This is a genomic window from Rathayibacter sp. VKM Ac-2929, from assembly GCF_022815495.1.
Taxonomy (GTDB): domain Bacteria; phylum Actinomycetota; class Actinomycetes; order Actinomycetales; family Microbacteriaceae; genus Rathayibacter; species Rathayibacter festucae.
This window is the reverse complement of record NZ_JALGRV010000002.1, coordinates 838,603-859,947: the sequence shown is the minus strand read 5'-3', so window position 1 is coordinate 859,947 and position 21,345 is coordinate 838,603. Positions and strand designations below refer to the sequence as shown.

The window sequence follows — 21,345 nt, the reverse complement described above, 5'->3', positions numbered from 1 at the left end:
CTGCACGAAGGGCCGTTCCTCCCCGGAGGAGCGGCCCTTCCGCGTTCCCGGACGGACCCGCGGGCGTCAGCGGTAGGTCGGCGCGTCGACCTCGACAGGGCCGTAGAAGCGGCGCTCGAAGACGGCGCGGGCCCGGCGGGTGACGCCGAGGTAGTCGTCCTCGAGCTGCGTCGCCGAATCGGCGGGGTACTCCAGGAGGCGTGCCACGCCGTCCAGCTGGCGGCGGTCGGCCGGCAGCACGTCGGCCGTGCGGTCGGTGAACAGGGTCATCGCCGAGCGCACCCGCGACGCGAGGAGCCAGGCCGCGCGCAGGCGCTCGGCGTCGGGCGGCGAGATCAGGTCCGCCTCCTCCGCCACGCTCAGCGCGGTCAGCGTCGAGGTGGTCCGCAGCGCGGGGATCGTGCGCGCGTGCTGGAGCTGCAGCAGCTGCACCAGCCACTCGACGTCGCTGAGCGAGCCGCGGCCGAGCTTGAGGTGGCGCTTCGGGTCGGCGCCCTGCGGCAGCCGCTCGCTCTCGACGCGGGCCTTGATCCGCTTCACCTCGCGGATGTCGCGGTCCGAGATCGCGGCCGGGTAGCGGACGCCGTCGGCCAGCTCCTCGAAGGCGGCGATCAGCGCCGCATCGCCGGCCACCCCTCGAGCGCGCAGCAGTGCCTGAGCCTCCCACGTCAGCGACCAGCGGGCGTAGTAGGCGCGGTAGGAGTCGAGGGAGCGCACCAGCGGGCCGTTCTTGCCCTCGGGGCGCAGATCGGCGTCGAGGTCGAGCGGGAGGCGCGAGTCCTCGGTGAGGCGCACGAGCTCGGCGACCAGGAACTGCGCGTAGAGCTGCGCCTCGTGCGGATCCGCCTCGCCCGGTCGCTGCACGTACATCACGTCGGCGTCCGAGCCGAAGCCCAGCTCCGCTCCCCCGTAGCGCCCCATGCCGATCACGGCGAACTCAGCGGCGGATCCGCGGCGACCGGTGCTCGAGCGGCGGACGGCCGCGAGCACGCCGCCCAGGAGCGCGGAGATGATGTCGGAGAGGCTCGTCGCGATCTCCTCGATGGTGCTGAGGCCGAGGACGCCGCCCATCGCGGTGCGGAGCACCTCCCGGCGGCGCATCCCCCGCAGCGCCGTGGCGACGGCCTCCGGAGTCTCGTGCCGCGCCAGCACGGCGCGCACCTCCTCGGCCAGCCCCTCGGCGCTGCGCGGCCGCAGCGCGTCGTCGTCCTCGAGCCAGGCCGCCGACTCCGGAATGCGGTCGAGCAGTTCGCCGACGAAGCGCGAGCCGGACAGGACCGTCGTCAGGCGCTTCGCGGCCCCGGAGGAGTCGCGCAGCATCCGGAGGAACCAGGGCGTGCCGCCGAGGGTGTCGCTGAGGCGCCGGAAGGCGAGGAGCCCGTAGTCGGGGTCCGCCCCGTCGGCGAACCACTGCAGCATGACGGGGACGAGGTGGCGCTGGATGCTCGCGCGCCGAGAGACGCCCGAGGTCATCGCGGCGATGTGGCCGAGGGCGCCGCGGGCGTCCGCGAAGCCGATCGCCGCCAGTCGCGCCTCCGCCTGACCGGTCGACAGCTCGATCCCGCCGTCGGGCAGCGCCGCCACCGCGGAGAGCAACGGGCGGTAGAACAGCCGCTCGTGCAGCCCGCGCACCCGGTGCTTGATGGAGTTCCAGACGACGAGGAGCTCCTCGGCGCTGCGGGCGAGTCCGCTCGCCCGTGCCAGGGTGCGCAGCTCGTGCTCGTCCCGCGGCATCAGGTGGGTGCGCCGGAGCCTGCGCAGCTGGAGCCGGTGCTCGAGCAGGCGCAGTGCGCGGTAGTCCTGCGCGAACTCCTCCGCCGCCGCGCGGCCGATGTAGCCGCGGTCGGCGAGAGCACCGAGGGCCAGCAGGGTGCCCGGCATGTGGATCTCGTCGTCGGTCTGGCCGTGCACGAGCTGGAGCAGCTGGACCGTGAACTCGATGTCGCGCAGCCCGCCCGGGCCGAGCTTGATCTGGTAGTGGACGTCGTTCTGCGGGATGTTCTCGGTGACGCGCTCGCGCATCCGCTGCACCGACTCGACGAAGTTCTCCCGCGACGCGCTCGACCAGACCTTCGGCGCAACGGCGGCGACGTAGGCGCGGCCGAGCTCGAGGTCGCCCGCGAGCGGGCGGGCCTTCAGCAGGGCCTGGAACTCCCAGCTCTTCGCCCAGCGGTCGTAGTAGGTGATGTGCGACTCCAGGGTCCGCACGAGCGCGCCCTGCTTCCCCTCCGGCCGCAGGTTGGGGTCGACCTCCCAGAGCTCCGGCTCGAGCGCGAGCGCGGAGGTGCCGCGCATCAACAGGACGGCGAGCCGAGTCGCGATGTCGATCGCGCGGGCGTTCGAGAGGCCGCGCTCGGGGTCGCCCTCGGCTACGAAGATGACGTCGACGTCGCTGACGTAGTTGAGCTCGGAGGCGCCGGCCTTGCCCATCCCGATGACGGCGAAGCGGGTCGCCACGACCTCCTCGCGAGAGAAGCGACCGGGTCCGGAGCCCGCGATCAGGTCGGCGCGCGCCACGGCGAGCGACGCCTCCAGGGCCGCCCCCGCCAGATCGGCGAGGGTCCGGGCGACCCTGTCGATCGCCGCGACGGGATCCGCCTGGCCGAGATCGTGCACGACGACGCGAGTGAGCAGTCGGCGGTAGCGGACCCGCAGGGCCGTCCAGCCGTCCTCCTCGTGCAGCGCCGCGACACCGTCGACGGCGCCGACCGAGTCGAGCAGCTCCTGCTTGAGCTCACCGCGACCCGGAAGGACCCGGACGGGGTCGAGGAAGCCGATGAGCTCGTCCGGCCGGCGCTGCAGGAAGTCCGCGAGACCGGAGGACGCCCCCAGGACGAGCAGTAGCCGCGTGATCGCGGCGTCGTCCGCGAGCACCGCGTCCATCCGGTCGCGGTGACTGCGCAGCAGATCGAGCAGCGCGCCGAGCGCCGCGTCGGGATCGGCCACCGTCGCGAAGGCCGGCACCACCGACTCGAGCGAGCGGCCCGCGAGCTCCTCCGCCTCGGCGAGCCGAGCCCCGGTCTCGCCGAGTGCGGCGAAACCGAGGCGTGCGACCTCGCTCAGCGTGCGTTCGCGGGGCATGGCGGGAGGGGTCAGAGCATCTCGAGGTTGCTGCGCAGCTCGTACGGGGTGACCTGGGCGCGGTACTCGGCCCAGTCCTTCCGCTTGTTGAGCAGCACGAAGTTGAACACCTGCTCGCCGAGCGTCTCGGCGACGAGCTCCGACTCCTCCATCAGCGAGATCGCGCGGTCGAGGCTCGCCGGCAGCGGGCTGTAGCCCAGGGCGCGGCGCTCGGCGTCCGACAGCGTCCAGACGTTGTCCTCGGCCTCGGCGGGGAGCTCGTAGCCCTCCTCGATGCCCTTGAGTCCCGCGGCCAGCAGCAGCGAGTACGCGAGGTAGGGGTTCGCGGCCGAGTCGAGCGCGCGGTACTCGATGCGCGAGGACTGGCCCTTGTTGGGCTTGTACAGCGGCACGCGGACGAGCGCGGAGCGGTTGTTGTGGCCCCAGGACACGTAGCTCGGCGCCTCGTCGCCGCCCCAGAGGCGCTTGTAGGAGTTGACGAACTGGTTCGTCACCGCGGTGATCTCGGGGGCGTGCTTGAGCAGCCCGGCGATGAACTGGCGGCCGAGCTTGGACAGCTGGTACTGCGCGCCCTGCTCGTAGAACACGTTCATGTCGCCCTCGAAGAGCGAGAGGTGCGTGTGCATGCCCGAGCCGGGGTGGCCGGAGAGCGGCTTGGGCATGAAGGTCGCGTAGACGCCCTGCTCGATCGCCACCTCCTTGATGACCGTGCGGAAGGTCATGATGTTGTCGGCCGTGGTCAGCGCGTCCGCGTAGCGGAGGTCGATCTCGTTCTGGCCGGGGCCCGCCTCGTGGTGGCTGAACTCGACCGAGATGCCGAGGTCCTCGAGCATCCGGACCGAGCGGCGGCGGAAGTCGTGCGCCGTGCCGCCGGGGACGTTGTCGAAGTAGCCGGCGGAGTCGACGGGCTCGGGCCCCTCCGCGCCGAAGGTCGACGACTTCAGCAGGTAGAACTCGATCTCGGGGTGCGTGTAGAACGTGAAGCCGCGCTCGGCCGCCTTCGCGAGCGTGCGCTTGAGCACGTTCCGCGGGTCGGCGACGGCGGGCTGGCCGTCCGGCGTGGTGATGTCGCAGAACATCCGCGCCGTCGGATCGATCTCGCCGCGCCACGGCAGGATCTGGAAGGTCGACGGATCCGGGTGCGCCAGCACGTCGGCCTCGTAGGAGCGGGTCAGTCCCTCGATCGCGGAGCCGTCGAAGCCGAGACCCTCGGCGAACGCCCCCTCGACCTCGGCCGGCGCGATCGCGACCGACTTGAGCGTGCCGACGACGTCCGTGAACCAGAGGCGAACGAATTTGATCCCTCGCTCTTCAATGGTGCGAAGAACGAAGTCCCGTTGCTTGTCCATCAAGGCCCTTCCTGTTTCGCTCCCAGGCTAGTGGCTCCGCCCCTCCCCTGCTGGGCGCCCGGCCGTTCCCCGCGGAGCCCTGACGGGGCGCGGATAGACTCGACCGCATGTCAGCGCAGCCCGTGAAACGCGTGAGAACCCGCCACTTCCAGACCGCGAAGGACTCGGGGGTGCGGATCACCGGGCTCACCAGCTACGACGTGCTCACGGCCCGCATCTTCGACCAGGCGGGCATCGACTTCCTGCTCGTGGGCGACTCCGCCGGCAACACCGTGCTCGGCTACGACACGACCCTGCCGGTCACGGTGGACGAGCTGATCCCGCTGGCCCGCGCCGTCGCGGGTGCCGTCGAGCGCGCGTTCGTCGTCGCCGACCTGCCCTTCGGCTCCTACGAGTCGGGCCCGGACGACGCGCTGCACACCGCCTTCCGCTTCATGAAGGAGACGCACGCGCACGCCGTGAAGCTCGAGGGCGGCGTCCGCTCCGCGGAGCAGATCCGGCGGATCGTCGAGGCCGGCATCCCGGTGATGGCGCACATCGGCTTCACCCCGCAGAGCGAGCACGGCCTCGGCGGGCACATGATCCAGGGCCGCGGCGAGGGGATCGAGCAGCTGCTCGCCGACGCCCGTGCCGTCCAGGACGCCGGCGCGTTCGCCGTCGTGCTCGAGATGGTGCCGAGCGAGGCCGCCCGCCGGGTCACCGAGGAGCTCAGCATCCCGACGATCGGCGTCGGTGCCGGCCCGCACGTGGACGGTCAGCTGCTCGTGTGGACGGACTTCGCCGGGCTGACCACCGGCCGCGTGCCGCGCTTCGTCAAGCAGTACGCCGACCTGCGCGGTGTCCTCACCGGCGCGGTGACCGCGTTCCGCGAGGACGTCGAGGCCGGCGCGTACCCCGGAGCCGAGCACAGCTACGAGTAGCGGGGCGCGACCCGGCTCAGCGTGGGATCAGCGATCCTCCGCGTCCTCCTCGTCCCAGCGGCGGGTGTTCTCGCGCATCTTCTCGAGGGCGTGCGACGCCTCCTCGCGGGACGAGTAGGGGCCCGCGCGGTCGACGGACGGGGACTGGAAGCCCTGCTCCACCGCGCCGGACTTGAGGTTGTACCACCAGGAGTTCGCATCACCGTCAGACATGTCGCGATCCTACGCCGGGGCCGGTCGCCGGTCGCTCCCCCTCGCGCCTCGCTAGCATGGCCGGTATGACTGCTGCTGCGACCGCGATCGGAATCGACATCGGAGGGACCGGCATCAAGGGGGCGTACGTCGACCTCGGCGAGGGCGCCCTCCTCAGCGACCGGATGAAGGTCGCCACCCCCGAGGGCGGACGCCCGAAGGACATCGTCGCCACGGTGCAGCAGATCCTGGGCATGCTCCCGGACGCACCGGCCGACACCCCCGTCGGGATCTGCTTCCCGGCCGCCGTGGTGCACGGGCGCACCATGTCCGCCGCGAACGTCTCGGATGAGTGGATCGGCCTCGAGGCCGAGAAGCTGTTCGAGGACGCCATCGGCCGCGACATCTTCTTCGTGAACGACGCCGACGCCGCCGGGTACGCCGAGTCGCGCTTCGGCGCGGCGAAGGACAAGAAGGGCCTGGTCCTGATGACCACGCTCGGCACCGGCATCGGCACCGCGCAGATCTACGACGGCGTCCTCATCCCCAACGCCGAGCTCGGCCACCTCGAGATCCACGGCGGCGACTACGAGAAGAAGGCGTCCTTCGCCGCGAAGGAGCGGGACGACCTCGACTACAAGCACTGGGCCAAGCGCCTGCAGCGCTACTACTCCCACCTCGAGGCGCTTCTCTGGCCGGACCTGATCATCGTCGGCGGCGGCATCTCGAAGCACCACGAGGAGTTCCTGCCCCTGCTCGACCTGCGCACCCCGATCGTGCCGGCCGCCCTGCGCAACAACGCGGGCATCCTCGGGGCAGCGGCCCTGGCAGGCGGCGGCGTCCGCCGCTGAGGCGGCGCCTCCTTCCGCGGCGGTCCCCGCCCGCCGCGGCGCCGTCGGCCCCGACAGGTGGCCGCGTTCCGCAGGGCGTCTCGCCCTCGGCTACGACGAAACGCTGGCACGCGTTTCGCCGGTGAGCCTCGCTCCGCGAGAGCGGCCGGCAGGGTCGGCGCCTCTGACGTCCGCCCCTCCATGCTGGTCGAGTAGCCGCAGAGCGGCGTATCGAGACCCACGTCACCGAACGGCGGTCCCAGGCACTCGTGCAGCAGGGCGGGATCTCGATATGCACTCTCCGAGGGCTACTCGATCGGCATGCGCGCGAGGACGGCGCTCTTCAGGAGCATGCGGAAGCAGGGCCGAGGCGAGCCGGAGAAACGCGTGCCAGCGTCTCTCCGGAGCCGAACGCGAGACGCTCCGCGAAACGCGACCACGCACCCAGACCGACCGCGGCGCGGCGGGCAGGGACCGCCGCGCAAAGGGGCGCAGCCGGCCACGAGACGCGAAAGGCCCCGCTGTGCGGGGCCTTTCGTGGCGAAGGGGTCGGCTATTACGCCGGGTTCTGTTCACGCCGCGCCTCTCGGCGGGCGCTGGACGGCCATCTCTCTCGGGGGCACGTCGCCGTGACCCTCCAGCGGTCTACCCGAGGACCCGACGAGCAGCCGCATCGTCCTCTGTCTGACCTTGCTCCGGGCGAGGTTTACCGAGCGGACCGGATCACTCCGGCCCCTGGTGGTCTCTTACACCACCGTTTCACCCTTACCGCGGGCCGGGGCCCGTGGCGGTCTGTTCTCTGTGGCACTGTCTCGCGGGTCACCCCGGGTGGGTGTTACCCACCGCCCTGCTCTGCGGAGCCCGGACGTTCCTCGGCGCCGGGGCTCTCACCCCGGCGACGCGACCGTCTTGCCGGCCCGTTCGCGGAACCAGTGTACGGGCCGGGTCAGGCGAGCGTCGACTCGTCGCCGCGGACGAGGATGCAGCCGCTGTCGGGGCAGAGCACGACCTGGTCGGGCGCGGTGGTGCGGATCCAGGCGAGGTCGGACTCGGTGAGGGCGACGCCGCTCCCCTCCGACACCTTGCCACGCAGGAGCGCCGCGCCGACGCCGTAGCGGGCGCGCTGCTTCTCGTAGAGCTCCACCAGGTCGGCCGGGATCTTCTCGACGAGCGAGGCGCGGTCGCGGGCGAGCGCCTCCTGCTTGCCGGCGAGCTTCTCCGCCTGGGCGTCGCGCTCCTCGGCGAGGGTCGCGATGCCCGCGACGACCTCGTCGCGCTCGGCCTGGGCGGCGGCGACCTCGGCCTCGATGCCCTCGATCCGCTCCATCAGCGTCAGCTCGATGTCCTCGAGGTCGCCGCGGCGCTTGACCAGCGAGGTGATCTCTCCCTCGAGTGCGGCGATGTCCTTCGCGGACGAGGCGGTCTGCAGGCGGTCGCGGTCGCGGGCGAGGCGCTTGTCGACGACCTCGACGTCGGACTCGATGCGGCCGAGCTCGGTGCGGGCGTCCTCCAGCCGGCCGTTGCGCTCCGCGAGGGTGCGGCGGGTCTCGTTGTCGCGGGTCTGCATCGCCTTGATCGCCGCGATCTGCGGCAGGGTGGCGACGGCGTGACGGAGCTGGTTGCCCCTCGTGTCGAGACTCTGCAGAGTCAGGAGCTCTCGCTGGTCGGCGGGGCTGGCAATCACGTCGCGGTCCTCGTTCCCGGCACGGAGGGTGGGCGTGCCGGCTCCATTCTCGCGCGCTCGCGGAGCGTCAGTGGACGATCGCGAAATCCCAGGGGTCGGTGCGGGTCTCGCTGACGTCGACGACGACCCCGGGAAGCGCGGTGCGCAGAGCGGTCGCGGCGACGTCGAGCCAGAGCCACTCGCTCGCCCAGTGCGAGACGTCGAGGAGCGCCGGACCGGTGCCGTGGCGGGCCTTCTCGCGCGCCTCGGAGGCCGGGTGGTGCCGGAGGTCGGCTGTGATGTAAACGTCGCTCGTGCGGACGGCGGGGCTGTCGAGGAGGGAGTCCCCGGCTCCGCCGCAGAGCGAGACCCGGCGGACGGGCGCCTCGTAGTCGCCGGCGGCACGGACTCCTCCGGCGGTCGCGGGCAGCAGCTCGGCCACGGCGCGGGCGAGACGGCCGAGCGTGACCTCCTCGGCGAGGTCGCCGACGCGGCCGAGGCCGACCGACGGATCCTCGCCGGGGACCAGCGGCGTCGTGCCGGTGAGCCCGAGCCGGGTCGCAATGACGTCGGAGACGCCGTCCGCGACGATGTCCGCGTTGGTGTGCGCGGAGACGAGCGCACAGCCGTGCCGGATGAGCTCGGCGAGCAGGCGGCCCTTGTAGCCGTCCTCCGCGATCGAGGTGACCCCGCGGAGCAGGAGCGGGTGGTGGGCCAGGAGGAGCTGGTAGCCGCCGTCGACGGCCTCGGAGACGGTGTCGGCGACGACGTCGACCGTGAGGAGTATCCGCTCGACCTGCGCAGCCGGGTCACCGGTGACCAGACCGGGAGCGTCCCAGTCCTCAGCGGCCCCCTCGGGCCAGAGACGGTCGATGACGGCGTGGACGTCGCGCAGCGTGGGCATGCGTCCAGGGTAGGGCCGCCGCTCCCCCGCCGGAGTGCACCTCAGTGCGCGTGGTCGGTCTCGACGGCGCGGATGGCGGCGTCGGAGCTGCCGACCTCGTCGTCGAGGTCCGCGGCGAGGAAGTCCTCCGACTCCGGAAGGCGCACGGTGAGCCCGGCGTACTGCTCGACCGCCAGCTCGCCGCTCAGCCCGGACGCTGCGAGGACGTGGCCGCCGACGGAGCCGCTCGAGTCGACGAAGTGGGTGTGCAGCCCGGCGACGCTGATCCCCTGGAACGGCTTCGGGCCGTAGAAGCCGACGATCGTGCCCTCGACGTCGCTCAGGTGCACCTCGCGCTGGTCGCGCATCGCGTCCGCCAGGCGGAGGTACGGCTTCACCTGGGCGATCGGCTGCCGCAGCGTCAGGTACTCCACGCGGCCTCGGAGACGGACGCCGACGAACACGTTCAGGCTCGGCACGGTCCGCCGCACCGCCGTCAGCAGGGCGTCGAGCGACGGCACCGCCTCGACCGACTCCGTGCTGTCCGGAGCGAACCGGGCCAGCTCGGCGAACGCGATCGTGTCCTCCGGCTCGAGGACGACGACCGAGCCGTCGCCGCGGAACAGCCGGTGCACGCCGTCGAGCACGACGAGCTCGCCCTCCATGTGGTCGCCGCAGCCCAGCCCGAAGTCGCCGGCCTCGTCGGCCTCGGCGCGCGTGACGACGCCGTCGAACAGACCGGCCAGCAGCGCGTCGACGATCGAGAACTGGGTGATGAGGCCGCGCGGCGCGGTCGGAGTCGGCATCCCGCCATTCTGGCGGAGCGCTCAGCTCTCCAGCGCCAGCCGGTACCGCTCGCGCGCCGTCCGGAGACGAGAGAAGCCCCGCACTTCCGGAGAAGTGCGGGGCTTTCTTTCTTGCGGTGGATCCGAGGGGATTCGAACCCCTGACCCCCTGCATGCCATGCAGGTGCGCTACCAGCTGCGCCACGGACCCTTGGTGCGCTTCTCGGACTCGAGGTACCGGCCTTGCGGCCCGCTCCTCCGCCCGGCGGAAGCAACTCGAATAAACTACAACACGAAGCGCGTGGAGTGAAATCGAGCGGCGACGCCGGGCGTGTTCCTCAGTTCGAGGAGGCCGCGGAGTCGGCGGGAACGGCGTTCGCCAGCGTGATCGGGACCACGGGGCAGTCCTTCCAGAGGCGCTCCAGCGAGTAGTACATCCGGTCCTCCTCGTGGAAGACGTGGACGACGAGGTCGCCGAAGTCGAGCAGGATCCAGCGTCCCTCGGCGCGGCCCTCGCGGCGCAGGAGCTTGGCGCCGGACTCGTTGAGGCGGTCCTCCACCTCGTTGGCGATGGCGACGACGTTGCGCTCGGAGCGCCCCGTCACCAGGAAGAAGATGTCGACGAGCGGCAGCGGTCCCGAGACGTCCAGCGCGACGAGGTCCTCCCCGCCCTTGGAGTCGGCGGCGGTGGCCGCGAGGTCGAGCAGGGCGCGGGCGGAAGCGGTCGCAGTCATGAAGCCTTCAGTGTCGGTGGTGGATCAGAAGATGTTGAGGACGAAGCCGCCGATGAACAGCGCGATCGAGGCGACCAGCAGCACGGCGGCGGTGATGGCCAGCACGACGGGGACGCTGACGGCGCGGCGCTTCTGCGGGGCGATCATCGCGGTGCCCGCGGCGTGCGTGGAGACGGCGCTCGACGCCCGGACGGGCTCCGAGTCGGAGGCGGGCTGCTCGCGGTCGATGCGGTCGACGTAGCGGTCGACATCGGGCGAGTCGTAGAGGTTGGGGTGCTGACCGGTGGAGCCGAGGCTCCGCGGCAGGTCGAAGGAGCCCGTGACGAGCACCTCCCCCGTGTCCGTGCGGACCGGAGACGCGTCGCCCGCGGTCGGCAGGATCAGGGCGTTCGTCGTGGTGACGGCGCCCGTCGCGGCGACTCCGCTCGCGATGAGGGAGTCGAAGGAGGCGTCGACCTCCTCCTTGGACTTGCTGTCGAGCTCGTCGGTGATGGCCAGGTGCTCGATCGGCGGGTGGAAGCTGCCGGTGATCTCTGTGGCCTTCTCGTCCGCGATGTCGAGCGTGCCGACGGTGGCGAAGAGGGCGGTGTTGAGCTTGGGCTGCTCGGGCTCGTCGTCCGACTGCTCGGACTCGTCGGCCGGCTGCTCGACGTCGGACACCTCGGGAGCGGTCTCCTCGGCAGCGGTCTCCTCGGCGGCGGCGTCGGGCTCGGTCTTCGCCGACTCCTGCGCGGCGTCGGCAGGCGCGGCCTCGGGGGTCGCGGCGACCTGCTCGGCCTGCTGCTGGGCGAGCAGCGCGCGGAGCTCGCGGCGGGTGAGCGTGCTGCGATCGACGCCCTCGGGCAGCACGACCTCGATGGCGGAGGTACTGAGCTCGGGCTCGGGGGCGGGGGTCGGCGCGACGACGGGGACGCGCAGGGCCTGGGTCGCGGTGAGGACGGGCATCTCGCCCGCGGCAGTGACGGACGCGGTCGCGGCGCGGCGGGAGGTCGTCGGTGCGGCGGCGGGCGCTGCGCCGGCCGCGGCTCGCTCGCGCTCGCGGATCTCGCGCCGGGTGAGCGGCGCGCCCTCGTGCTGAACTGTCATGTCGTGCTCCGATACAGGTGGTGCTTCGAGATGTACTGGACGACACCGTCGGGAACCAGATACCAGACCGGATCACCCCGGTTCACGCGGCTCCGACAGTCCGTCGAGGAAATCGCTAGCGCCGGAATTTCCAACAACGATACGTCCTGAGCCGGCAATCCCGAAACGGACAGGGCGTGACCCGGCCGGCTGACGGCGACGAAGTGCGCCAGCTCCCAGAGCTCGTCGTAGTCCTTCCAGCTCAGGATCTGCTCGACGGCGTCGGCTCCCGTGATGAAGAACAGCTCGGCGTCGGGGTGGGCGAGGTGGATGTCGCGGAGCGTGTCGATCGTGTACGTCGTGCCGATGCGGTCGATGTCGACGCGGCTGACGGTGAAGCGCGGGTTGGACGCGGTCGCGATGACCGTCATCAGATAGCGGTGCTCCGGCGGCGTGACCGTCTTCTTGTGCCACGGCCGGCCGGTCGGCACGAAGACGACCTCGTCGAGGTCGAAGGACTGCGCCACCTCGGAGGCGGCGACGAGGTGCCCGTGGTGGATCGGGTCGAAGGTGCCACCCATCACGCCGATGCGCGGACGCCGCGGGTCTCCGCTCGCGGCGGACGTCACGATCGCAGGGCCGCCGGACTAGTGGCCGTGGCCGTGGGAGTCGTGGGAGCCGGCACCGGTCTTGTGCGAGTGGCGGTTGGCTACGTCGCGGTAGCTCCACGTGACGAAGCCGAGCGCGGTGAAGGCGACGACGGCGATCAGCCCGTAGACGATGGTCGGCATCGGCAGCTCGGTGTGCGCTGCTTCAGCGAGGACGGTCGTCACGAGGGACATGCGGTGCTCCTTGGAATCGGGATCGCCCACTCAGGGCGTCGTCGAGTCTACCCGGACACCGCCGCGAGCCGGGTGCGGCGCTAGGAGCGGACCTGACCGGACCCGCGCAGCAGCCACTTCGTGCTCGTCAGCTCGGGCAGTCCCATCGGGCCGCGGGCGTGCAGCTTCTGCGTCGAGATGCCGACCTCGGCGCCGAAGCCGAACTCGCCGCCGTCGGTGAAGCGGGTGGAGGCGTTCACCATCACCACCGCGGAGTCGACCTCGGCGAGGAAGCGCTCGGCGCTGCGCAGGTCGTTGGTGACGATCGACTCGGTGTGGTGGGTGGAGTAGCGGGCGATGTGGTCCATCGCCGCGTCGAGATCGTCGACGACGGCGACTGCGATGTCGAGAGAGTAGTACTCGGCCGTCCAGTCCTCCGCGGTGGCGGGCACCGCATCGGCGACGATCGCGCGGACCCGCTCGTCGCCGTGCACGGTCACTCCGGCGGCGGCGAGGCGGCCGAGGACGGGCGGCAGGAGGCGCTCGGCGGCGTCGCGGTGCACGAGCAGCGTCTCGAGCGCGTTGCAGGTGCTCGGGCGCTGGGTCTTGGCGTTGTGCACGATGTCGACGGCCCACTGCTCGTCCGCGCTCGCGTCGAGGAAGACGTGCACCACTCCGGCGCCCGTCTCGATCACCGGCACGGTCGACTCGGTCACGACCGACTCGATCAGGCCGGCGCTGCCGCGGGGCACGAGCACGTCGACGTAGCCGCGGGCGCGCATCAGAGCCTTGGCGCCCTCGCGGCCGAAGTCGTCGACCGTCTGGATCAGCTCGGCGGGCAGGCCGACGGAGGCGACCGCCTCCTGCAGCAGCTCGACGAGGACGCGGTTGGTGTTCTCGGCCGCGCTGCCGCCGCGGAGGATCACGGCGTTGCCGCTCTTGAGCGCGAGGGCGGCGATGTCGATCGTGACGTTGGGGCGCGCCTCGTAGATGGCGCCGACGACGCCGAAGGGCACGCGCACCTGGGTGAGCGAGGCGCCGTTGGGCAGGTTCGAGCCTCGGACCGTCTGGCCGACCGGGTCGACGAGACCGGCGACCGCGACCACGGCGTCGGCGAGCGAGCCGAGACGCGCCTCGTCGAGACGGAGGCGGTCCTGCAGCCCGGCGCTCATGCCGTTCTCCCGGCCGTTCGCGAGGTCGAGCCCGTTCGCCGGGACGACCCGCTCGACGGATCCGCGGACGGCGTCGGCGATCGCGAGCAGGGCGCGGTTCTTGAGGTCGGTCGTCGCGCTGCGCAGGGACCGCGAGGCCGTGCGGGAGGCGGCGAACCGCTCGGTCAGGACGGAGCTGTCGAGGGTCGTCTGCGGCATCCGGCCAGTGTATTCGCCGACGGCGCCTCGCCGAGGGCGGTGCCGAGGAGTCAGACCTCCTCGGCGTCGCCCACCAGGTCGTCCTCGTCGGAGACGCGCCAGACGCCGCCCTGGCGCTCGCGGTCGAGCTCGGCGCGGGCGGCCGCCTTGGCGTCCATCCGCTCGAGGTAGTTGTCGCGACGCTCGGCGCGGGTCTTGCGGTTGTTCTCCTCGAGGCGGAGGTCGGTGCCGCGCGGGGCGGTGATCAGCTCCGCCGTCGAGGTGAGCGTGGGCTCCCAGTCGAAGACGACGCCGTCGCCCGGGCCGATGACGACGGTCGAGCCGGCGACGGCCCCGGCCGAGAAGAGGCCGTTCTCGACGCCGAGCTTCGCGAGCCGGTCGGCGAGGAAGCCGACGGCCTCGTCGTTCGTGAAGTCGGTCTGCGCGACCCAGCGCTGCGGCTTGGTGCCGAGCACGCGGTAGACGTTGCCGTAGGAGCCGCCCTCGACGCGGATCTCGTAGTCCTTCTCGTCGACGGCGCGCGGGCGGATGGTGATCCGCTCGACCTTGGGCTCGGCCGCGAGGGCGAGACGGTGCTGCTCGACGATCTCGCCGAGGGCGAAGGTCAGCTGGCGCAGTCCCGAGTGGGAGACGGTCGAGATCTCGAAGACGCGGTAGCCGCGGGCCTCGAGGTCGGCGCGGACGAAGTCGGCGAGCTCCTGGGCCTCCGGCACGTCGACCTTGTTCAGGGCGATCAGCTGCGGGCGCTCGAGGAGCGGCACCTGGCCGTCGCCGACCGGGTACGCGGCCAGCTCGCCGAGGATGATGTCGAGGTCGGTCAGCGGGTCGCGGCCCGGCTCGAGCGTGGCGCAGTCGAGCACGTGCACGAGAGCGGTGCAGCGCTCGACGTGGCGGAGGAACTCCAGGCCCAGGCCCTTGCCCTCGCTCGCGCCCTCGATCAGGCCGGGGACGTCGGCGACGGTGTAGCGCGACTCCCCCGCCTGGACGACGCCGAGGTTGGGGGCGAGGGTGGTGAACGGGTAGTCGGCGATCTTCGGCTTCGCCGCGGAGATGGCCGCGACGAGGCTGGACTTGCCGGCCGAGGGGAAGCCCACGAGCGCGACGTCGGCGACGGTCTTCAGCTCGAGGACGACGTCGCCCTCCCAGCCGGGAGTGCCGAGCAGCGCGAAGCCGGGGGCCTTGCGCTTGGTGGTCGCGAGCGAGGCGTTGCCGAGGCCGCCCTGGCCGCCGGGGGCGATGACGAAGCGGAGCCCCGGCTCGTCCATGTCGAGCAGCTCCTCGCCCGTGGGCGACTTGACGACGGTCCCGACCGGGACCATCAGCTCGAGGAGGTCGCCGTTGCCGCCGGCGCGGTGGTCGCCCATCCCGGGGCCGCCGTTCGCCGAGGAGCGGTGCGGGTGGCGGTGGAAGGCGAGCAGCGTCGTGGTCTGCGCGTCGGCGACGAGGACGATGTCGCCGCCGTGACCGCCGTTGCCGCCGTCGGGGCCGGCCAGCGGCTTGAACTTCTCGCGGCGGACGGAGACGCAGCCGTTGCCGCCGTGCCCGGCGCGCAGGTGCAGCGTGACGTTGTCGACGAAGGTGACCATGGTGTGTTCCGTCCGATGGGGAGGTGGCGGCGTCGGAGTGTCCGACGCCGGGTGCCGAGGTGCGCGGCGCCCACGAGCCCGGGGCTCGCAGTGAGGGTGCCGCAGCAACGCGCAAGGGGCGAGCCGAAGCCCGCCCCTTGCGTCCTGTGCCTGCTCGGCCGAGGAGAGCTGCCTAAGCGGCGGCCACCACGATGTTGACGACCTTGCGGCCGCCCTTCTGGCCGAACTCGACCGCACCGGCCGAGAGGGCGAACAGGGTGTCGTCGCCGCCACGACCGACGTTGACGCCGGGGTGGAAGTGGGTGCCGCGCTGGCGGACGATGATCTCGCCCGCGCTGACGACCTGACCGCCGAAGCGCTTCACGCCGAGACGCTGCGCGTTCGAGTCGCGACCGTTGCGGGTGGAGCTTGCGCCCTTCTTGTGTGCCATTTCTCATCTCCTCGAGACCGGGGGGCCGCAGCCCCGTGCTGATGCTCTGCGGAGCGATGGCTCCCGCCGCAGATCAGCGAAGTGTGGGTGTTACTTGATGCCCGTGACCTTGACGCGCGTGAGGTCCTGACGGTGCCCCTGGCGCTTCTTGTACCCGGTCTTGTTCTTGAACTTCTGGATGATGATCTTCGGACCGCGGAGCTCCTCGAGCACCTCGGCCGTGACCGACACCTTCTCGAGCGCCGCGGCGTCCGAGGTGATGGAGTCCCCGTCGACGAGGAGCACGGCAGCCAGCTGCACGGTGCCGTTCTCGTCGGCCTTGATGCGGTCCATCGTCACGATGGTGCCGACCTCGACCTTCTCCTGCCGGCCACCGGCGCGCACAACTGCGTAAACCACTTCTCGTACCTGTTTTCTCATCTGGACGGCGCGTGAGCGCTGTCCGGGGCTTGTAAGGACGGGGTCGGACCCCGGTCTTCCCGGTCGTACCCGTCTCTCGTACGGGACGAGGGGACCGGCACCGCGGCTCGCATCCCGTGAGGGACCGAGCGGCAACGGAAATCTGCGTGAGCACATGGATCGCGCCACACCAACGGTCAAGAGTACGGGATCCGTGCTCCCCGGTCAAACGCGCACCGCCCCGGAGGGGGTACCGCTCGACCGACGACCCCGTCACGATAGTGCAGGCCGTGCCGCGGATCGGGCAGGCGCGCCGCCTACGATCGACGGATGGCGATCCTCCTCGATGCGGCGCGCTGGCCCGCCCACGACACGCTCTGGGCCCACCTCGTCAGCGACTCCTCCCTGGAGGAGCTGCACGACTTCGCGCGCCGCGTCGGGCTGCCGGAGCGCGGCTTCGACCTCGACCACTACGACGTGCCCGCCGCGCGTCGCGAGGAGCTGCTGGCGGCGGGTGCCGTGCCCGTGGGCAGCCGGGAGCTGGTCGAGCGGCTCCGCGACAGCGGCCTGCGGGTGAAGGGCCGGGACCGGGACGCGGAGAGGGCCCGGCGCCGGCTCTCGCCGGGCACCGGGCCCCACTGATCGTCGCTGGTCGCGCTACTGCGCGCGGCGCGGCGTCTGCTCGGGCACGACCGCGATCCCGGTGAGCGCCGCCGTGGTGACGCGACGGCTCTTGGCGCGGCCCTGGCCGGGCTGCTTGGGTGCGGGCAGCGCGTCCAGGACGGAGTCGAGCAGATGCTCGGCGACCGCGCTGGGCACCCGGCGCTCGGTCACGACCGGAGCGGGCGGGATCGGGATGTCGAGGATCGGGACCACCGGGGCCTGGGCCGCAGGAGCCTCGGCCGCGACGGGCTGAGCTGCGGGCTCCTGCGCTGCGGGCTCCTGGGCCGCCTCGCGGGCGGCGGGAGCGGACTCCTGCTGCTCGCCGGACTCCGGCGTCTCCTGGCGCGGCTCGCGGTCGCGGCCTCGGCGACGGCGCTCGCCCCGGGCGGGACGCTCGCGGCGGCCGGACGACTCGCCCTGACGCTCCGCGGACTGCTCGCCCGACTGCTCGGCGGAAGGATCGGCGGGCTGCTCGGCCGGCTGCGTCTCCGCGGTGGTCGTGGCCTCGTCGACGAGGGCGACGGCCTCCTCCGCGGCGTGCCGGACGGCGGCCGGGTGGATCGTGCTCGCCGCGATCTGCGCGAGCGCGTTCTTGGCGTCGTCGGTGATGGCGTGGGTGCTGACCGGCTTGGAGCCGTTCTGCGCGCCGGCGCCGCTCTGGGCGCTGTAGCCGTTCTGGCCGGCCGAGCCGCTGCGGCCGTTCGAGGGCTGCTCGCCGGCGGGCTTGCCGCCGCGGCGGCGCTCCTGCTGCGGAGCGGCGGTCGATCGGTGCTTGACCACCGGGTCGTGCTGGACGATGACGCCGCGGCCCGCGCAGACCTCGCAGTTCTCGCTGAAGGTCTCCAGGAGGCCGAGGCCGAGCTTCTTGCGGGTCATCTGCACGAGGCCGAGCGAGGTGACCTCGGCGACCTGGTGCTTCGTCCGGTCGCGGCTCAGGCACTCGACCAGGCGCCGGAGCACGAGATCGCGGTTGGACTCGAGCACCATGTCGATGAAGTCGACGACGATGATGCCGCCGATGTCGCGAAGGCGGAGCTGGCGGACGATCTCCTCCGCGGCCTCGAGGTTGTTCTTGGTGACCGTCTCCTCGAGGTTGCCGCCGGAGCCGACGAACTTGCCGGTGTTCACGTCGACGACCGTCATGGCCTCGGTGCGGTCGATCACGAGCGAGCCGCCGCTGGGCAGCCAGACCTTGCGCTCGAGGGCCTTCTCGATCTGCTCGGTGATGCGGAACTCGTCGAACGCGTCCTGCTCGCCGGAGTAGACCTGCACCCGCTCGAGCAGGTCGGGAGCGACCTGGCTCAGGTAGAGCTCGATGGTCTCGCGGGCGTCGTCGCCGGCGATCACCATCTTCTCGAAGTCCTCGTTGAAGACGTCGCGGACGATCTTGATCAGCAGGTCGGGCTCGCTGTGCAGCAGCGCCGGCGCCTGGCCGGTCGCGGCCTTGGTGCTGAGCGCGGTCCACTGCGCGGTGAGGCGCTCGACGTCGACCGTGAGCTGCTCCTCCGTGGCGCCCTCGGCGGCCGTGCGGACGATGACGCCCACGTTCTCGGGGAGGACCTCCTTGAGGATCTTCTTGAGGCGCGCGCGCTCGGTGTCCGGGAGCTTGCGCGAGATGCCGTTCATCGAGCCGTTGGGCACGTAGACGAGGTAGCGGCCCGGGAGCGAGATCTGGCTGGTGAGGCGGGCGCCCTTGTGGCCGACCGGGTCCTTGGTGACCTGGACGAGTACGCGGTCGCCGGGCTTGAGCGCGAGCTCGATGCGGCGGGGGCCGCCGGCGTTGTTCGCGGCGTCCCAGTCGACCTCGCCGGAGTAGAGCACGGCGTTGCGGCCGCGTCCGATGTCGACGAAGGCCGCCTCCATGCTGGGGAGGACGTTCTGCACGCGTCCGAGGTAGACGTTGCCGATCAGCGACGCCTCCTGCGAGCGGGCGACGTAGTGCTCGGCGAGGACGCCGTCCTCGAGCACGCCGATGCGGATGCTGTCCTCCTTGGAGCGGACGACCATGACGCGGTCGACGGCCTCCCGGCGGGCGAGGAACTCGGACTCGGTGACGACCGTGCGGCGGCGGCCGGCGTCGCGGCCGTCGCGGCGGCGCTGCTTCTTCGCCTCGAGGCGGGTCGAGCCCTTGATGCGCTGCGGCTCGGTGATGAGCTCCGGCTCGCGCGCCTCGCGGGGCTCGCGCTGCTCGCGCGGCTGGCGGACCCGGACGACGGTGTTCTCGGGGTCGTCGGAGCCGCCGCGGTCGCTCTCGCCGCTGCGGCGGCGCGAGCGGCGGCGGACGGAGCCCTGCTCCTCCTCCGGCTCGTCGCGCTCCTCGCGGACGCCGAGCGGGGCGCCCCGGGGCGGGAGCGGGGTCAGCTGGACGTAGTCGGGCAGGATCGGCGCCTGGAAGAGCAGCGACGTGCTCGGCAGCGGCGGGCGGCGGGGAGCGGACTCCTCCGTCGCGGCCTGCTCGCCGTCGGACGCCGACTCCGGGCCGGCGGTGAAGAAGGCGGCGCCGGTCGAGGCCGGCCCTTCCGTCTCGCCGGGCTCGGCGCGCGCGTCCGGCGCGGTGGTCTGCTCGGTGTCCTGGGCTGCCGTGTCCGGGGCGGCGGTGTCCGACCCGTTCTGCTCGGCGTCGTTCGTGTCGATGATCGTTTCCCCTGTCGCTGATGCGCTCGATCCGGCCCGTCGGTTCGTCCGACGGCCACCGAAGAGGCGACTGATCTTCCTGGCCCCGCTGCGGGGCTCGTCGCGGTCCGGTTCGGATCCGCCCGTGCTGTTGTCTTCCACCATTCCTGGTGCACTCCTCGGCCGGGTCGTGCGCCGCGCCGTCGACCCGGATGCTGTTCTCGAGCGACGGGCCTCGGCCCGCCGCGAATCCTTCCGCTCCCCCGGTCCCGTCGCTCACGTGGCGCAGGACTCCGGTTGCAGCTTCTCCTCGGAACTGACTATCCGACACGTGGAGATGCGTCGCGCTCATTCGCGGAACGCTGTCGATCTCCTGTGGCCCGGTGCTCGCCCGGTAAACCTTCTTCGCGTCGGTGCGGGATCTTCCGGGCCGACGGCTCCGATTATCGCACGCATTCCCAGAGCCGCCGATTCGCCGCGTGCCATAATCCCCCGGTGTCCAGCGATCCCGAGGTGCCGAGCGCCCCCACCCAGCAGCGTCCGGTCCTCTTCGCGGTGCTCCTGATCGTGCTCGGCGTGGTGGGCTGGATCGCCGCGTTCACGCTGACCCTCGACAAGTTCACCTCGCTGAGCGGGTCGTCGGAGGCCCTCGGCTGCGACTTCAGCCTGCTCGTGCAGTGCAGTGCCAACCTGAAGTCGGCGCAGGGCGCGATCTTCGGCTTCCCGAATCCGCTGATCGGCGTCGCCGCGTGGATCGCGCCGATCGTCGTGGGTGCCGGGCTGCTCGCGGGGGCGCGCTTCGACCGCTGGTTCTGGGCGCTGTTCAACCTCGGCTTCGTCTTCGCGCTCGCCTTCGTCGGCTGGCTGATCGCGACGAGCATCTTCGCTCTCGGGACGCTCTGCCCCTGGTGCATGCTCACCTGGGCCGTCGTCATCCCCGGCTTCTGGCTGGTGACCCTCCGCAACCTCCGCGAGGGCGTGTTCCCGGTCCCCGCCGCGGTCCGCCGCTTCGCGGGGGCCGCGTACGGCTGGGTGCCGTTCATCACCATCGTCTGCTACCTGGCGATCGCCGTGATGGCCCAGGTGCGACTCGACGTGCTGTCCTACATCTGACACTGCCGGGCTGACGCCCGACGCCGCCCCCGGGAGGCGGAGGTGCTCGACACGCCCTCTCCGCGGGCTGCTCGATCAGCATGCACGGGGGCCAGCCCACTGCCGACCGCATGCACGGGGTCCCAGGCCGCGGGGCGCGCTGTTCTTTGCTGGTCGAGTAGCCGCGCAGCGGCGTATCGAGACCCACCGTCGTCAGGACAGGAGTTTGCAGACTCGGCTGCCGACCCCGGTGGATCTCGATACGCCCGCTCCGCGGGCTACTCGATCAGCAAGTACCGCCTCGGAGGCGCATTCGGGAAAGCGCGTGTCAGCGCTTTCCCGTCGCCGAACGCAGGACGCTCTGCGGAACGCGCCCGCCTCCGAGAGCCGACCGCGGCGTCGCGGATTACCGCGGCGCAAGACGGCACCGCGGCGGTTCGCTACGCGAACCAGAGCGCGAGCTCGCGCTCCGCGGATTCAGCCGAGTCGGAGCCGTGCACCAGGTTCTGCTGGACCTTGAGGCCCCAGTCGCGGCCGAGGTCGCCGCGGATGGTGCCGGGGGCGGCGGTGGTGGGGTCGGTCGTGCCGGCGAGGGAGCGGAAGCCCTCGATGACGCGGTCGCCGGCGATGCGGAGGGCGACGATGGGGCCGCTCTCCATGAACTCGACGAGGGGCTCGTAGAACGGCTTGCCCTCGTGCTCGGCGTAGTGGGCGGCGAGCAGCTCGCGGTCGGCCTCGACGAGCTTGATGTCGACGAGCGAGTAGCCCTTCGCCTCGATGCGGCGGAGGATCTCGCCGGTGAGGTTGCGGGCGACGCCGTCGGGCTTGACGAGGACGAGGGTCTCCTGGATGGCCATGATTCGGCGGTC

20 protein-coding genes, 1 tRNA gene and 1 other RNA gene are annotated in these 21,345 nt (G+C 71.9%); 4 read left to right on the top strand and 18 right to left on the bottom strand.

Features of this window, described 5'->3' with window-relative positions:
* Nucleotides 1-66: 66 nt before the first annotated feature.
* Nucleotides 67-3,081, bottom strand: coding sequence for a bifunctional [glutamine synthetase] adenylyltransferase/[glutamine synthetase]-adenylyl-L-tyrosine phosphorylase (locus tag MT355_RS08570; protein WP_243599181.1), 3,015 nt, complete (start codon nucleotides 3,079-3,081; stop codon nucleotides 67-69).
* 11 nt (nucleotides 3,082-3,092) lie between these two features.
* Nucleotides 3,093-4,430, bottom strand: a complete 1,338-nt coding sequence (locus MT355_RS08565; RefSeq protein ID WP_123736929.1) for a glutamine synthetase family protein — start codon at nucleotides 4,428-4,430, stop codon at nucleotides 3,093-3,095.
* A 107-nt stretch (nucleotides 4,431-4,537) separates the two neighbouring features.
* Here MT355_RS08565 and panB point away from each other — a divergent pair, with 107 nt between their 5' ends.
* Complete coding sequence (gene panB, locus MT355_RS08560; RefSeq protein ID WP_132437044.1) at nucleotides 4,538-5,350, top strand: 3-methyl-2-oxobutanoate hydroxymethyltransferase; 813 nt, start codon at nucleotides 4,538-4,540, stop codon at nucleotides 5,348-5,350.
* A gap of 27 nt (nucleotides 5,351-5,377) precedes the next feature.
* Here panB and MT355_RS08555 read toward each other — a convergent pair whose 3' ends face one another.
* Nucleotides 5,378-5,563 carry an SPOR domain-containing protein gene (locus tag MT355_RS08555; RefSeq protein WP_123445835.1) on the bottom strand — a complete coding sequence of 62 codons (186 nt, stop codon included), beginning with the start codon at nucleotides 5,561-5,563 and terminating at the stop codon, nucleotides 5,378-5,380.
* Nucleotides 5,564-5,628: 65 nt separating this feature from the next.
* On the opposite strand from MT355_RS08555, the gene ppgK reads away from it, so the two are divergent.
* The gene (ppgK, locus tag MT355_RS08550) at nucleotides 5,629-6,393 is read left to right on the top strand and encodes a polyphosphate--glucose phosphotransferase (RefSeq protein ID WP_132437043.1); all 765 of its coding nucleotides are present in this window, start codon (nucleotides 5,629-5,631) and stop codon (nucleotides 6,391-6,393) included.
* Nucleotides 6,394-6,913: 520 nt separating this feature from the next.
* Here ppgK and rnpB read toward each other — a convergent pair.
* The 13 genes from rnpB to rplU form a co-directional block, all read right to left on the bottom strand.
* An RNA gene (gene rnpB, locus MT355_RS08545) (RNase P RNA component class A) lies at nucleotides 6,914-7,292 on the bottom strand.
* 26 nt (nucleotides 7,293-7,318) lie between these two features.
* Complete coding sequence (locus MT355_RS08540) at nucleotides 7,319-8,056, bottom strand: zinc ribbon domain-containing protein (RefSeq protein WP_123445833.1); 738 nt, start codon at nucleotides 8,054-8,056, stop codon at nucleotides 7,319-7,321.
* Nucleotides 8,057-8,123: 67 nt separating this feature from the next.
* Nucleotides 8,124-8,939, bottom strand: a complete 816-nt coding sequence (locus MT355_RS08535) for a Nif3-like dinuclear metal center hexameric protein (protein WP_243586734.1) — start codon at nucleotides 8,937-8,939, stop codon at nucleotides 8,124-8,126.
* A 41-nt stretch (nucleotides 8,940-8,980) separates the two neighbouring features.
* Nucleotides 8,981-9,724, bottom strand: coding sequence for an acetolactate decarboxylase (locus tag MT355_RS08530; protein ID WP_243599180.1), 744 nt, complete (start codon nucleotides 9,722-9,724; stop codon nucleotides 8,981-8,983).
* Between the two features lie 117 nt (nucleotides 9,725-9,841).
* A tRNA-Ala gene (locus tag MT355_RS08525) sits at nucleotides 9,842-9,914 on the bottom strand.
* A 127-nt stretch (nucleotides 9,915-10,041) separates the two neighbouring features.
* The gene (rsfS, locus tag MT355_RS08520) at nucleotides 10,042-10,437 is read right to left on the bottom strand and encodes a ribosome silencing factor (protein ID WP_132437037.1); all 396 of its coding nucleotides are present in this window, start codon (nucleotides 10,435-10,437) and stop codon (nucleotides 10,042-10,044) included.
* A gap of 24 nt (nucleotides 10,438-10,461) precedes the next feature.
* On the bottom strand, nucleotides 10,462-11,523 hold the full coding sequence (locus tag MT355_RS08515; protein ID WP_243599179.1) for a hypothetical protein: 1,062 nt from the start codon (nucleotides 11,521-11,523) through the stop codon (nucleotides 10,462-10,464).
* Complete coding sequence (nadD, locus tag MT355_RS08510) at nucleotides 11,520-12,131, bottom strand: nicotinate-nucleotide adenylyltransferase (protein WP_308197317.1); 612 nt, start codon at nucleotides 12,129-12,131, stop codon at nucleotides 11,520-11,522. The genes MT355_RS08515 and nadD overlap by 4 nt, the downstream gene beginning before the upstream one ends.
* Nucleotides 12,132-12,149: 18 nt before the next feature.
* A complete protein-coding gene (locus MT355_RS08505; protein WP_123445826.1) occupies nucleotides 12,150-12,344 on the bottom strand; it encodes a hypothetical protein in 195 nt (64 codons plus the stop codon).
* Nucleotides 12,345-12,424: 80 nt separating this feature from the next.
* Nucleotides 12,425-13,693 (bottom strand): glutamate-5-semialdehyde dehydrogenase, encoded by a 1,269-nt coding sequence (locus tag MT355_RS08500; protein WP_243599178.1) that lies wholly within the window; start codon nucleotides 13,691-13,693, stop codon nucleotides 12,425-12,427.
* A 50-nt stretch (nucleotides 13,694-13,743) separates the two neighbouring features.
* Nucleotides 13,744-15,279, bottom strand: coding sequence for a GTPase ObgE (obgE, locus tag MT355_RS08495; protein ID WP_123703517.1), 1,536 nt, complete (start codon nucleotides 15,277-15,279; stop codon nucleotides 13,744-13,746).
* A gap of 172 nt (nucleotides 15,280-15,451) precedes the next feature.
* A complete protein-coding gene (gene rpmA, locus MT355_RS08490) occupies nucleotides 15,452-15,709 on the bottom strand; it encodes a 50S ribosomal protein L27 (protein ID WP_123445823.1) in 258 nt (85 codons plus the stop codon).
* 90 nt (nucleotides 15,710-15,799) lie between these two features.
* Nucleotides 15,800-16,108, bottom strand: coding sequence for a 50S ribosomal protein L21 (gene rplU, locus MT355_RS08485; RefSeq protein ID WP_123445822.1), 309 nt, complete (start codon nucleotides 16,106-16,108; stop codon nucleotides 15,800-15,802).
* Between the two features lie 330 nt (nucleotides 16,109-16,438).
* On the opposite strand from rplU, the gene MT355_RS08480 reads away from it, so the two are divergent.
* The gene (locus MT355_RS08480) at nucleotides 16,439-16,750 is read left to right on the top strand and encodes a DUF4031 domain-containing protein (RefSeq protein WP_243599177.1); all 312 of its coding nucleotides are present in this window, start codon (nucleotides 16,439-16,441) and stop codon (nucleotides 16,748-16,750) included.
* A gap of 15 nt (nucleotides 16,751-16,765) precedes the next feature.
* On the opposite strand, the gene MT355_RS08475 is transcribed toward MT355_RS08480, so the two are convergent.
* Nucleotides 16,766-19,549: an Rne/Rng family ribonuclease gene (locus MT355_RS08475; protein WP_243599176.1), complete on the bottom strand. Its 2,784-nt coding sequence runs from the start codon at nucleotides 19,547-19,549 to the stop codon at nucleotides 16,766-16,768.
* A gap of 330 nt (nucleotides 19,550-19,879) precedes the next feature.
* Between MT355_RS08475 and MT355_RS08470 the strand changes: the two genes are divergently transcribed.
* A complete protein-coding gene (locus MT355_RS08470) occupies nucleotides 19,880-20,497 on the top strand; it encodes a vitamin K epoxide reductase family protein (RefSeq protein ID WP_243599175.1) in 618 nt (205 codons plus the stop codon).
* A 419-nt stretch (nucleotides 20,498-20,916) separates the two neighbouring features.
* Here MT355_RS08470 and ndk read toward each other — a convergent pair whose 3' ends face one another.
* Nucleotides 20,917-21,333: a nucleoside-diphosphate kinase gene (gene ndk / locus MT355_RS08465; protein WP_123732274.1), complete on the bottom strand. Its 417-nt coding sequence runs from the start codon at nucleotides 21,331-21,333 to the stop codon at nucleotides 20,917-20,919.
* Nucleotides 21,334-21,345 lie beyond the last annotated feature (12 nt).